Source organism: Enterobacteriaceae endosymbiont of Donacia crassipes, assembly GCF_012569785.1.
Taxonomy (GTDB): Bacteria; Pseudomonadota; Gammaproteobacteria; order Enterobacterales; family Enterobacteriaceae.
In genome coordinates, this window is the sequence record NZ_CP046202.1 from 242,609 (window position 1) to 256,500 (window position 13,892).

The 13,892-nt window shown below is 20.1% G+C and carries 14 protein-coding genes and 2 tRNA genes; 4 read left to right on the forward strand and 12 right to left on the reverse strand.

What is annotated here, in order from left to right; translation table 11 throughout:
* Positions 1-59: 59 nt before the first annotated feature.
* The 5 genes from uppS to rpsB all read right to left on the reverse strand — a co-directional run bounded on the left by uppS (position 60) and on the right by rpsB (position 3,770).
* The gene (gene uppS, locus GJT95_RS01110; RefSeq protein ID WP_169785949.1) at positions 60-797 is read right to left on the reverse strand and encodes a polyprenyl diphosphate synthase; all 738 of its coding nucleotides are present in this window, start codon (positions 795-797) and stop codon (positions 60-62) included.
* Positions 798-864: 67 nt separating this feature from the next.
* Positions 865-1,419, reverse strand: a complete 555-nt coding sequence (locus GJT95_RS01115; protein ID WP_169785950.1) for a ribosome-recycling factor — start codon at positions 1,417-1,419, stop codon at positions 865-867.
* Between the two features lie 34 nt (positions 1,420-1,453).
* Positions 1,454-2,182 carry a UMP kinase gene (pyrH, locus tag GJT95_RS01120; protein ID WP_169785951.1) on the reverse strand — a complete coding sequence of 243 codons (729 nt, stop codon included), beginning with the start codon at positions 2,180-2,182 and terminating at the stop codon, positions 1,454-1,456.
* Positions 2,183-2,244: 62 nt separating this feature from the next.
* A complete protein-coding gene (tsf, locus tag GJT95_RS01125; RefSeq protein WP_169785952.1) occupies positions 2,245-3,051 on the reverse strand; it encodes a translation elongation factor Ts in 807 nt (268 codons plus the stop codon).
* Between the two features lie 2 nt (positions 3,052-3,053).
* Entirely contained in the window at positions 3,054-3,770 is a 717-nt protein-coding gene (gene rpsB / locus GJT95_RS01130; RefSeq protein WP_425482514.1) for a 30S ribosomal protein S2, read from the reverse strand.
* Positions 3,771-3,929: 159 nt separating this feature from the next.
* Between rpsB and map the strand changes: the two genes are divergently transcribed.
* Positions 3,930-4,709, forward strand: coding sequence for a type I methionyl aminopeptidase (map, locus tag GJT95_RS01135; protein ID WP_169785953.1), 780 nt, complete (start codon positions 3,930-3,932; stop codon positions 4,707-4,709).
* Positions 4,710-4,774: 65 nt separating this feature from the next.
* Here the strand turns inward: map and rpoD are convergent, their stop codons facing one another.
* From rpoD to rpsU, 3 genes are all read right to left on the reverse strand, one after another.
* Positions 4,775-6,574, reverse strand: coding sequence for an RNA polymerase sigma factor RpoD (gene rpoD, locus GJT95_RS01140; protein ID WP_169785954.1), 1,800 nt, complete (start codon positions 6,572-6,574; stop codon positions 4,775-4,777).
* An 88-nt stretch (positions 6,575-6,662) separates the two neighbouring features.
* Positions 6,663-8,408 carry a DNA primase gene (gene dnaG, locus GJT95_RS01145; protein WP_169785955.1) on the reverse strand — a complete coding sequence of 582 codons (1,746 nt, stop codon included), beginning with the start codon at positions 8,406-8,408 and terminating at the stop codon, positions 6,663-6,665.
* A gap of 45 nt (positions 8,409-8,453) precedes the next feature.
* Complete coding sequence (gene rpsU, locus GJT95_RS01150; RefSeq protein ID WP_168821790.1) at positions 8,454-8,669, reverse strand: 30S ribosomal protein S21; 216 nt, start codon at positions 8,667-8,669, stop codon at positions 8,454-8,456.
* A gap of 135 nt (positions 8,670-8,804) precedes the next feature.
* On the opposite strand from rpsU, the gene tsaD reads away from it, so the two are divergent.
* Positions 8,805-9,827 carry a tRNA (adenosine(37)-N6)-threonylcarbamoyltransferase complex transferase subunit TsaD gene (gene tsaD / locus GJT95_RS01155; RefSeq protein ID WP_169785956.1) on the forward strand — a complete coding sequence of 341 codons (1,023 nt, stop codon included), beginning with the start codon at positions 8,805-8,807 and terminating at the stop codon, positions 9,825-9,827.
* A gap of 21 nt (positions 9,828-9,848) precedes the next feature.
* Positions 9,849-10,658 carry an undecaprenyl-diphosphatase UppP gene (gene uppP, locus GJT95_RS01160; RefSeq protein ID WP_169785957.1) on the forward strand — a complete coding sequence of 270 codons (810 nt, stop codon included), beginning with the start codon at positions 9,849-9,851 and terminating at the stop codon, positions 10,656-10,658.
* Here uppP and GJT95_RS01165 read toward each other — a convergent pair.
* The gene (locus tag GJT95_RS01165; protein WP_169785958.1) at positions 10,655-11,884 is read right to left on the reverse strand and encodes a multifunctional CCA addition/repair protein; all 1,230 of its coding nucleotides are present in this window, start codon (positions 11,882-11,884) and stop codon (positions 10,655-10,657) included. The genes uppP and GJT95_RS01165 overlap by 4 nt on opposite strands.
* Before the next feature lie 121 nt (positions 11,885-12,005).
* Between GJT95_RS01165 and ribB the strand changes: the two genes are divergently transcribed.
* Positions 12,006-12,653, forward strand: coding sequence for a 3,4-dihydroxy-2-butanone-4-phosphate synthase (ribB, locus tag GJT95_RS01170; RefSeq protein ID WP_169785959.1), 648 nt, complete (start codon positions 12,006-12,008; stop codon positions 12,651-12,653).
* 13 nt (positions 12,654-12,666) lie between these two features.
* On the opposite strand, the gene GJT95_RS01175 is transcribed toward ribB, so the two are convergent.
* From GJT95_RS01175 to rho, 3 genes are all read right to left on the reverse strand, one after another.
* Positions 12,667-12,740 (reverse strand) — tRNA-Pro (locus GJT95_RS01175).
* A 10-nt stretch (positions 12,741-12,750) separates the two neighbouring features.
* Positions 12,751-12,823, reverse strand: a tRNA-His gene (locus tag GJT95_RS01180).
* 254 nt (positions 12,824-13,077) lie between these two features.
* Positions 13,078-13,892, reverse strand: an 815-nt coding sequence (rho, locus tag GJT95_RS01185; protein WP_169785960.1) for a transcription termination factor Rho, incomplete at its 5' end; no start/stop codon positions are given.

The following is a 13,892-nucleotide window of genomic DNA, read 5'->3' on the forward strand; positions in this document are numbered from 1 at the left end:
AAATTAATATTAATTTTTCTAATAATGATATATAAAATTTTTAATAAAAAATAACTTATTTAATTTCCACCAAAACGGCGATTTCTTTTTTTAAAAGAATTAAGTGCTTGTTTAAAATCATATTCATTAAAATCAGGCCATAATGTTTGAGTAAAATATAATTCTGAATAGGCAATTTGCCAGATTAAAAAATTACTAATGCGATATTCACCTCCAGTTCTGATTACTAGATCTACAGGAAAAATATTATTTAAACAAAGATAATTACTTATCATATTTTCATTAATATCATTAGGATGTAATATTTTTTTATAAATTTTAAAAGCTATTTTTTTTACACTATTAATTATATCCCAACGACCACCATAATTTATGGCTATATTTAATAGTAACTTATGATTATTTTTTGTTAAAAGTTCTGCTTTAGTAATAGATTTTTGTAAAGAAAAATTTAATTGATTTATATTACCAATAATTTTTAAACATATATCTTGTTTTTTTAAATTTATTGTTTCTATATCTAAAATTCTTTGGAATAAATTCATTAAAAATTTAATTTCTTGATCAGATCTTTTCCAATTTTCACTGCTAAAAGCATATAAAGTTAATACTTTAATTTTATATTTTAAAGATAAACTAATAATTTTCTTTACAGTTTTTATTCCTTCTTTATGTCCTAAAAATTTTAATTTTTTATTTTTTTTTGCCCATCTTCTATTACCATCCATAATAATAGCAACATGTTTAGGATAATAATAAATATGATCAATATTTTTTTTTAAAAATTTTTTTTTCATTTTTTTGAAATTTAAAATTTTATTTAATAAATAAATAAAAAATAATTTATATTTTAATAAAAAAAAACTAACATAATAGTTTTTTTTCTATTTTTTTTAAAAATTCTTGAATATCTTTAGTATAAGATACTGTTTGTTTTTGAATTTTATTATACAAAATTTTTTCTTGATTTTCATCAATTTGTTTATTTTTTAATAAATTTTTAATTTTATGGTTAGATTTTCTACGTATATTTCTAATATTAATTTTATTTTGTTCAGCTTCTATTTTTAGATTTTTAATAATTTTTATCTTTCTAGATTCTGTAATAGAAGGTATATATACATATATATTATTCCCGATAATTTTAGTTGTTACATCTAAATTTGAAAGTATAATGCTTTTTTCTATATTTTTTTTTATTGTAGAATCAAATGGTGTAATTTTAAGAGTAAAATTATTTTTTAAAACTATAGAAGATATATGATTAATAGGTATTAATTTTTTATTTAATTTTAAACAAATATGATTTAATAAGTAAGGAGATAATCTATTTTGTGATAAAATGTTAACTTTTTTTATAAATGCATCTAAACATTTTTGCATATTTTTTTTATTATCAATAATAATATTGTTATCCATATAATTATCCTTTATTTAAACTAAATTTATTTATTTAATAATTTTTTATTATTGTTCCTATAATGTTACCAGTTAAAATTTTATAAAGAGAACCAGGTTTTCGAATATTAAAAATGTGTATAGGTATATTATAATCACGCGCTAAAAGAAACGCAGTATTATCCATAATTTTTATTTTTTTTTTTATTACATAATCATAATTTATTATATTAAAAAATTTAGCATTTGAATAATTTGCAGGATCTTTAGAATATACTCCATCAACTTTAGTTGCTTTTAATACAGCATCAGCTTCTAATTCTATAGCTTTTAAACATGCTGTAGTATCTGTAGTAAATAATGGATTACCAATACCCCCGGTTAATATAATTATGTTATTTTTGATTAAGTCAATTGCTTTAAAAGCATTATATTCTTCACAAATACCTTGTATTGGTAAAGAAGACATTAAATATACATTTATTAATTTATTTTTAATAGAATGATATAATAATAAACCATTAATTATAGTTGATATCATACCAATTTGATCACCTAAAACTCTTTTTACATTATTATTTTCATTACAATATCTACCTCTAAATAAATTTCCACCTCCTATTACTATGCCAATTTCAATACCTAAAGGTAAAACACTTTTTATTTCTTGTATAATATAATCTAATAATTTATTATCTATACCCGATAGATTTTTACCTTGTAAAAATTCTCCACTAATTTTTAATATAATACGATTATAAACTATTTTTTTTTTAGTATTCATAAGACACTTATTTATTATATATTTTATAAAATATAATTAATTAATTTATATAAATAAAATAATTAATTTTTAATTAAATCTGTACCAATTTCTAAACACAAAAAACTTAAAATTTTCATTTTATTTTCATTTAAAACATTAAATATTGTTTTATTATTATCTAATAAAAATTTTTGATTATATAATGTAATATTATTTATAAATTTTTTTATACGTCCTTCTATAATTTTTTTAATAATTATTTTAGGTTTATTTTTTTTAATTGCAATATTTTTTTGTAATTCATATTCTTTATTTATAATAGTAGAAGGAATATCTTTTTCTTGTATATATTCTGGTTTTAACATAGCTATATGCATAGAAATTTTTTTCATTAGTAATTGATTATTAATATCAGATTTAATAATAATACCAATACGTCTACTATGATGTATATATTTTCCTATAAAATTACCTTTAATATATTCTAAACGATTAATAAATATATTTTCCTTTAAAAGACCAATTAATTCTATTCTTTTTTGATCAAAAATTTTTTTTATTGTATTTATATTTTTTTGATTATTTTTTATAACATAGTTTAAAATTTCATTACCAAAATTAATAAAATGTGTTGATTTTGTAACAAAATCTGTTTGACAATTTATTTCTAATAATATTCCGAAATCTTTTACTACATAATCTAAAATTAATCCTTCTTTCGTTTCATTATTTAATTTTTTAATAGATTCTATTTTAAGATATTTTTTTATATAATTTATTGCATTATGTATATTACCTTTTGTTTCTATTAATGCTTTTTTACATTCTATAATACTAATACCTGTTATATTTCTTAATTCTTTAATTTTATTAATATCAATTTTCAATATTATCTCCTAATTAATTTTAATTTTAAATTATTATTTAATTTAAATTTATTTTTTAATATAGTTTTAGTTACATAATATAAATATAATTTTATAGCACGAATAGCATCATCATTAGCAGGAATAACAAAATTAATCCCTTCAGGATTAGAATTAGTATCTACTATAGCAAATATAGGAATATTTAATTTTTTAGCTTCATTTATTGCAATTTTTTCATGATTTATATCAATAACAAATATAGCATCTGGTAATCCTCCCATATTTTTTATACCACCTAAACTTTTTTCTAATTTTAGTAGTTTTCTATTACGTATTAAAGCTTCTTTTTTTGTTAATTTTTTAAATGTTCCATCTTTACTTTGTAATTCTAATTCTTTTAATGTTTTAATAGATTTTTTAACAGTTTTCCAATTAGTTAACATTCCTCCTAACCAACGATGATTAATAAAAAATTGATTACAATTAATAGCTGTCTCCTTTATAAGATTAGATGCTGCTTTTTTTGTTCCAATAAATAGAATTTTGCCTTTACGAGAAGTAATTTTTTTTAATTCTTTTAATGCAATATTAAACATTTGAATAGTTTTATCTAAATTAATAATATGTATTTTATTTTTATAATTAAAAATAAATTTTTTCATTTTTGGATTCCAATAACGTGTTTGGTGACCAAAATGAGCTCCTACTTTAAACATTTCATCAACAGATATAGACATTATATTATCCTTATTTTATATATAACTAAAATAATATTACATAATTAATATTTATACAAAATTATTCTTAAATAAACTTAATTTAATTATTTTCATAATTATTAGATTTAAGTATATAATATAATATTTTATATAATTAATATTTTATAAAAGAAAATAATGAAAATATTCATTAAAAATTCTAAAGAGATAAAAAAAATTTATACATCTTGTCAATTAGCAGCTAAAGTATTAGAAATGATTAAAACTTATATAATACCAGGAATTAGTACTGAAGAAATAAACAATATATGTCATAACTATATTACAAAAACTCAAAAAGCTAAATCAGCTACTTTAGGATATAAAGGATTTCCTAAATCTGTATGTATTTCTATAAATGATGTTGTATGTCATGGCATACCAAGTAAAAAAGAAATTTTAAAAAATGGAGATATTGTAAATATAGATGTAACAGTATTATATAATAATTACTATGGAGATACATCAAAAATGTTTTTGGTAGGAAATAATGTTTCTAAAATATCTAAATTATTATGTTTAACTGCTAAAAAAAGTTTATATAAAGCTATTAATATTTTAAAACCTGGTATTAGATTATATAAAATTGGTCAAATAATACAAAAATATGTAGAATCTAAAAAATTTTCTGTTGTTAAAAATTATTGTGGACATGGTATAGGTAAAAATTTTCACGAAGATCCCCAAATTTTACATTATAAATCATATGATTATGGTATCATACTAAGACCTGGCATGGTATTTACAATTGAACCTATGATTAATATTGGAAATCATGACGTATATCTAACAAATGACAATTGGACAGTAAAAACTATAGATAAAACTAATTCAGCTCAATATGAACATACAGTACTTATTACTGATATCGGTAGTAAAGTATTAACTATTAGAAAAAAAGAAAAAATATATTTTTAAAAAAAAATTTGATATAATTAAGTAATTAAGATATTAATTACTTAATCATATATAAATTATATTAGTTAATTATCTAAAAAACTTTTTAATATTTCAGATCGACTAGGATGTCGTAATTTTCTTAATGCTTTTGCTTCTATTTGTCTGATTCTTTCTCTAGTGACATCAAATTGTTTACCTACTTCTTCTAAAGTATGATCTGTATTCATATCAATACCAAATCTCATTCTTAATACTTTTGCTTCTCTAGGAGTTAAACTAGCAAGAATATTATATGTAGCTACTTTTAAGCTTTCTGAAGTTGCAGAATCTAAGGGTAATTCTAGAGTATTATCTTCAATAAAATCACTTAAATGTGATTCTTCATCATCTCCTATAGGAGTTTCCATTGAAATAGGTTCTTTTGCTATTTTTAATACTTTTCTAATTTTATCTTCAGGAAGAAACATATGTTTTGATAGTTCTTCTGGTGTAGGTTCTCTACCTAATTCTTGTAATATTTTTCTAGAAACTCGATTAAGTTTATTAATAGTTTCAATCATATGTACAGGAATTCTTATAGTTCTTGCTTGATCTGCAATGGATCGTGTTATAGCTTGCCTGATCCACCATGTGGCATATGTAGAAAATTTATATCCTCTTCTATATTCAAATTTATCAACTGCTTTCATTAAGCCTATGTTACCTTCTTGAATTAAATCAAGAAATTGTAATCCTCTATTTGTATATTTTTTAGCTATAGAAATTACTAACCTTAAATTAGCTTCAATCATTTCTTTTTTTGCTTTTTTAGCTTTTGTTTCACCTATAATAATTTTTTTATTAATATTCTTGATTTGTAAAATAGTTAATCCAGTTTTTTTTTCAATATTTATTAATTTAGTTATATAATTATTAAATTTAGTTAAAAATAATTTTTTTTCATATATATTATATTTTTTTTTATATTGAAAATGTTTTAATTTATTAAAAAATAATTTTTTATTTATTTCATTACAATAAAATATTGAAATAAAATTTTTTTTTGATATATGATAGTATTTAAATATAATATTCATTATGTTACGTTCTTCTATATGTATTTTAGATATTATAGAACGTATTTTATTTACTAAATAATTAAATTCTTTAGATACTAAACGAAATTGTTTAAAAATTTTTGAAAGATTTTTAATTTCATTTAATGATTTATTATGATATTTACCTTTTTTTTTTATAAAAATTAATGTTTTATAATATTGTTTTTTTAATTTTGAAAATTTTTTTTTAGCTAATTGATTATTTATAATATTTTCATTATTTTCTGTTTGTATATTATTAGATAATTTTTTATGAGAAGATATAATATTTTGTTCAAAATTATCATTAATAAAACCATGTATTAAATCTGATAAACGAATATCTCCAGATTTAACTTTTTTATATTGTTTTAATAAATATTCAACAGATTTAGGATATTCAGCTATTGAAAATTGTATTTGATTAATACCTTCTTCTATGCGTTTCGCAATACTAATTTCTCCTTCTCTTGTTAATAATTCTACAGTACCCATTTCACGCATATATATTCTTATTGGATCTGTAGTTTTACCCATTTCTAATTCTACATTAGATAATACTTGTACTGCATCTTCTGTTTCTGTCGTATTATTTCTATTATTATTTAAAATTAAATCATCATCATCAGGAGCTTTTTCCATTACTTGAATACCTATATCATTTATCATTTGAATAATATTTTTTATTTGATCAGAATTAATTATTCTATCAGGTAAATGATCATTAATTTCTGAAAAAGTTAAATAACCTTGTTCTTTACCTCTAGTTACGAGAAGTTTAAACTGTAATTTTGAGTTATAATCCATAAATAGTTCCATAATATTATTTATTAAAATTTAAATAAATTATTTATTTAAAAAATATATTATTTATAATATTTTAATTATTTTTTATTTAAATTTTTAAATTATTTTTTTTTTTAATTAAAATTTTATTTAAAGACCATAATTCTTGTTTTTTTTTATTATTTAATCCTTGTTTTCTATCTAAAGATATTAAATAATCTTGTCTATTTTCTAAAATATTTATTTTTAATTTCTTTATTAAATATATAAAAAATGTTTCTATTTGATGATTAGGAATCATATGATTCCATGTTATTAAAATTTTAATAATTTTATTTAATTTTGTCCCTCTATATTGTTCTACTATTTCAGTAGTTGTTATATGTTGATTTTTATAATAATTTACAAATTTTATAAAAAAAAATAAACCATTTATATTCGAATTTTTAAAATATTTAAATTCAGGTACTAATTTAATTAATTTAGGATTTTGTATTAATAAACTTAATAATCTACGAATAGTAGTTTTTTTAAAATTATTATTTATAATTTTTTTTTTTTTATTACCTAATAAATTATATATATCTAGAAAATTTAATATTCCTATTTTTTCTCCTAATTTTTGTATTAAATTAATTTGAAAAAAATTATCAGGAATTAATTTTATAAATGATAAAGCTTTATATACAAAATCTGTTTTTTCTTCACAAGAAGAAAAAACAGATTTTAAAAATAATCTTTTAAAAAAAAATTTTGAAAATGATAAAGTATTGTTAATTCTTTTTTCAAAAAGATTTTTCCCTTCTTTTCTAATTAAACTATCAGGATCTTCTCCCTCAGGTAATATCATAAAATGTACTTGTTTCCCTTTTATTAAAAAAGGTAAACTCTTTTTTAAAGAGTTCCATTGTGCTTCTATACCTGCTTTATCTCCGTCAAAACAATAAATAATTTTATTTGTTATGTTAAATAATTTTTGTATATGAAAATTAGTTATTACAGTTCCTAATACGGCAACTGCGTATTTTATATTAAATTGAAATAGACTAATTACATCAATATAACCTTCTACTACCATTATTTTTTTTATAATATTATTTTCTTTCTTTATTTCGAATAATCCATATAATTCATTACTTTTATAAAAAATATTATTTTCTGAAGAATTTAAATATTTAGGTTCTTTATTATTAAGAACTCTACCACCAAAACCGACTACAAATCCATGTATATTTCTGATAGGAAATATGATACGATTATAAAAAATGTCATAGTAATTATGATTACTTTTATTTAATTTTAAAATTTTTAATTTATTCAATAAAATTTCTGTGTTTTTTGTATTATGAAATATTTTATTAGCCCAATATAAAGGAGAAAAACCAATAGAAAAATATTCTATAATATATAAACTAAATCCTCTATTTAATAAATATTTTAATGCTGTTTTACCCAAAGGTTTAAGTAAATAATTTTTATAAAAAAAACTTAAATTGAACATTATTTGATAATAAATATTATTTTTAATTTCTTTTTTAAAGAGAAAAGATTTTTTATCATTTTTAATTGGTATATTAAATATATCTGATAATAATTTTATACTTTCAAGAAAAGATAAGTTTTCATAATTCATAACAAAATCAATAATATTACCATGTGCACCACAACCAAAACAGTGATATAATTGTTTTTCAGAATTAACAACAAATGAAGGATTTTTTTCTATATGAAAGGGACAAATTCCAAAAAAATTTTTACCTTTTTTTTTTAATTTAATTTTATTTATAATTAATTTTACAATATCAACTTGATCTAATAGATTATTAATAAATATACGAGATATATATTTAACCATAAAAATAATTTTTAATTTTTTATTTTTTATAAAAATAAATAATTTTTAATATAAACGAATTCTTTTAGAATTTTCTCTTAATATTTTTTTTATATGTCTTTTTATTGCAGAAGCTTTTGCTCTTTTTCTTGCTGTTGTTGGTTTTTCATAAAATTCTCTACGTCTAACTTCTGATAAAATTCCTGCTTTTTCACATGAACGTTTAAAACGTCTTAAAGCTAAATCAAATGGTTCATTATCACGTATTTTAATAACCGGCATATAATATCCTTTTATTTTATGATTACAATATTATAATTTTATATTGTTTTAACAACACATTATAATATATAATTTAAATTATATAAATAATTTTTTATTTTATTCATAAAAAAAATTATAATTTTAAGGAGAAATATGCTTTTTATGGGTATAGAAACATCATGTGATGATACATCAGTATCTATTTATGATGATAAAAAAGGTATATTATGTAATAATATTTATACACAAAAAATTCATTCTAAATATGGAGGTATAGTACCTGAATTAGCCGCTAGGAATCATTTAAAAAAAATTATTCCACTAATTAAAAAATCTTTATTCAAAATTAAAAAAAATTTGAAAAATATTGATGCTATAGCTTATACTGCTGGACCAGGACAAATAAATTCTTTAATAATAGGAGCAATTGTTTCTCATACTTTAGCATTTGCATTAAATATTCCTATTATTCCAGTAAATCATATAGAAGGTCATTTATTTTCAATAATGTTACAAAAAAAAAAACCATGTTTTCCTTTTATTGGTTTATTAATTTCTGGTGGACATACACAATTAATATATGTATATAAATTTGGAAAATATAAAATTTTAGGAAAACACATAGATAATGCAGTAGGTGAAACTTTAGATAAAATATCTAAATTATTAGGATTAGATTATCCTGGGGGTAAAAATTTATTTAAATTATCTAAACATGGTATACCCCAAAAAATTTTTTTTCCTAGACCAATGATATCTAAAAAAAATAATTTGGATTTTAGTTTTTCTGGATTAAAAACTTTTGTACAAAATTTTATAAAAAAACAAAATTTAAATAATTTTCAAGTTAAAGCAAATATTGCATACGCATTTGAAGATGCTATTATAGACACTCTATATATAAAAAGCTTATGGGCTTTAAAAAAATATCATATAAATCAGTTAGTTATTGCTGGAGGAGTTAGTGCAAATAAAAAATTAAGAAAAATTTTTTATCAAAATTTTCAAAAATATAATATTAAATTATTTTATAGTAATAAAAAATTATGTACAGACAATGCAGGAATGATTGCTTATATAGGATCAAAAAAACTTTTTTTAAAGAAAAAAAAGTATATACTTAATAATATTATTATTAATCCTAAATTATCCTTAGATGATAATTTTTTATTATAAATTTTAATATTTAAAATTATTATGATAACATTAAATTATTTTTCTGTTATAATATTAAGCATAGTACAAAGTTTAACTGAATTTTTACCAATATCTTCAAGTGCTCATGTAATTATTTTTTCTAAAATATTAAATATTGTTAATAATAAAAATTTACAAATTTTTGAAATTATAATACAATTAGGATCAATATTAGCAATTATAATTATTTTTTGGAAAAAAATTATTAAAATTATATTAAATACAATTTATTATAAGAATTATAATAAAAAAACAATTAATATATTTAATATAGTAATATCTACTTTACCAGTAATTTTTATAGGATTAATTTTTTATTATAAAATTATAGCAATTAATAATATTATATATATAATATATGGATTATTTTTAGGAGGAATGTTATTATTAATTTCTGAAATATATAAACCTAAAATATATAATATTGATAATATAGATCATATTTCATATGATTTAAATTTTATAATTGGATGTTTCCAATGTTTAGCTTTATTACCTGGTGTTTCTAGATTAGGATCAACATTATCTATAAGTTTATTATTAGGAATAAAACGTTCTGTTGCTATTAATTTTTGTTTTATTATATCTATACCTGTTATTTTAAGTGCCAATTTATTGGAATTATATAAAAATTATTTAATCATAGATTTTAATAATTTTAAAATATTATTTATAGGATTTTTTATTTCATTTATAATTAGTTTATTTATAATAAAAAAATTTATTTATGTAATAAATAATATTTCTTTAATATGGTTTAGTATATATCGTATATTTTTAATATTAATTATATTATTAAATATTAATTAGTATTTAGATTTTAAAAAACATTTTAATAATTTTAATCTTTCATTTTGAATTTTTTTATTTATATTAATCCCTTTTAAATTAATATTATTAATTATATTTTTAATATTTAATGTAGAAATAAATTGATACATATCAATAAAATATTTACCTTGTTTATATTTTATTGATTCTAATGTTAATCTACCTCTTGCATCAGCTTCACTTATTAATGCAATTTGTTTTACTCTTTCAGGTTTACGCCAAGCATCAATTATATTGTATATATTTAATATATCTTCTGGTTTTTGATTATGTATATCATGAATAATATCATGTATTTGAGCTGCTAATATAGATAATTTTTTAATATTATTAGGTATTTTTAATGTTTTACATAATTTTTTAATTAATGGTATGCCAGCTACACCATGTCCTGGATGTCTAGGCCATAATTTTTTAGGAGTTAATCCTTTACCTATATCATGACATAATGCAGCAAATCTTGTTGATACATTTTTCGTAAGTTTAGAAATAATTTTTAATGTAAGCATTGTATGTACTCCAGTATCAATTTCTGGATGCCACTTTAATGGAGCAGGTACACCATATAATTGATTTATTTCTGGGAAAATAACAGATAAAGCATTGCATTTTTTTAATACTTGAAAATATATTTGAGGATCTTTTGATTGAAGTGCATTATATGTTTCTTTCCAAATTCTTTCAGGTTTTAAATATAATAATTCTCCAGAATTACTCATAATTTTCATTAATTTTAATGTACTATCATGAATTTTAAAATTTAAATATTTTAATTTAGCAGCAAATCTAGCTACTCTTAAAACCCTTAAAGGATCATCTTTAAATGATGATGAGACATGTCTTAATATGCAATTTTTTATATCTTGTAATCCATTATATGGATCATAAAATTTTCCTGAATTATTTTGTGCAATAGCATTAATAGTAAGATCTCTACGTAATAAATCTTCTTTTAAAGTAATAGTAGGCGTAGCATAATATTTAAATCCTTTATAACCATGTCCAAATTTATGTTCAGTTCTAGCTAATGCATATTCTTCATATGTTTTAGGATGTAAAAAAACAGGAAAATCTTTACCAACTAATTTAAAACCTAATTTTAACATTAATTTTATATTAGATCCTACAACAACCCAATCTTTATCCTTTACATTAATTTTTAATAAATGATCACGTATAGCTCCACCAACTAAGTATATTTTCAATTTATGACTCCTAAAATTTTTTTAAAATATAAAAAATTTATTGTTTATCAAAATATATTATTTTTTTAATTTTATTAAATTAATATATAATATCATTAAATTAAAATTTGAATATTATTTTATGAATTTACTTAATATAGAATTTGGTGATATTGAAACACGTATTAAAAATGCTATTAATTTATTAAAAAAGGGAAAAGGAATCTTAATTTTAGATGATGAAAAAAGAGAAAATGAAAGTGATATTGTTTTTGCAGCAGAAAATATTTCTATAGATAATATTGCCTTTTCTATTAGAAATGGTAGTGGTATTATTTGTTTATGTATTACAGAATATTTACGTAAAAAATTAAAATTACCTATGATGGTAAAAAAAAATACTAGTTTTTATAAAACAGGATTTACTGTTAGTATTGAAGCAGCAATAGGTATTTCTACTGGAGTATCTGCAAAAGATAGATTTACAACTATAAAAACTGCTATTGCTGATAATGTAGTTCCTACAGATTTAAATAAACCAGGACATGTTTTTCCATTAAGAGCTGTGAATGGGGGACTTTTAAAAAGACAAGGACATACTGAAGCAACAATAGATTTATTAAAAATTGCAAATATGAAACCTGTTGGTGTATTATGTGAATTAACTAATAAAAATGGAACTATGGCAAATAAATTTGATGCTATATCTTTTGCAAAAAAAAATAAAATGATAGTTATTACAATTAATGATATAAAAAAATATTTTATTAAAAATAATTTTAATAAGTAATAAATTATTTTTATCGGCGAGAGAGGATTTGAACCTCCGACCCACTGGTCCCAAACCAGTTGCGCTACCAAACTGCGCTACTCGCCGTAAAATTTTGGGTGGTTAATGGGAATTGAACCCATGACAACAGGAACCACAATCCAGTGCTCTACCAACTGAGCTATAACCACCACAATTTTAAATATAAAAATTAATAATTCATTTTTACACTTTAACAAAATTGAACCTTAAATTTCTATTCAAGAAGACGTACTTCATCTAACTAAGTATAAGTGTAATTTATATAATATTGATATTACAAATTCATTTCTTAAATGTCTAGTTTTTTTATAAAAATTTTTTAAATAATATATTTAAATGAATATTTATTTATATTAAAAATTTTTGTTTAAAAAAAATTTTAATAAAATATTAATATAATTAATTAAGATCGTTTCATCATGTTAAAAAAATCATAATTAGTTTTTGTCATTGATAATTTATTTATTAAAAATTCCATTGCATCTATTTCATTCATAGGATGAATTATTTTTCTTAAAATCCACATCCTTTGTAGTTCTTCAGTAGAACTTAATAATTCCTCTTTTCTTGTTCCAGATCTATTATAATCTATAGCAGGAAATACCCTTTTTTCTGCTATTTTACGTGATAGATGTAATTCCATATTACCAGTTCCTTTAAATTCTTCATAAATAACATCATCCATTTTTGATCCTGTATCAATTAATGCTGTTGCTATAATTGTCAAACTTCCTCCTTCTTCAACATTTCTTGCAGCTCCAAAAAATCGTTTAGGACGATGTAATGCATTTGCATCTACTCCCCCCGTTAGAACTTTACCAGATGCAGGTGCAACAGTATTATATGCTCTTGCTAAACGAGTCATAGAATCTAATAAAATAATAACATCTTTTTTATGTTCTACTAATCTTTTTGCTTTTTCAATAACCATCTCAGAAACTTGAACATGTCTAGATGGAGGTTCATCAAAAGTTGATGCTATTACTTCACCTTTTACTAATCGTTGCATTTCAGTAACTTCTTCTGGACGTTCATCAATAAGTAAAACTATTAATACACAATCTGGATGATTATATGCAATGCTTTGTGCAATATTTTGTAATAACATAGTTTTTCCTGCTTTTGGAGGAGCTACTATTAAACCTCTTTGTCCTCGTCCTATAGGTGAAGCTAAATCTAATACACGAGCAGTTAAATCTTCTGTAGAACCATTACCTC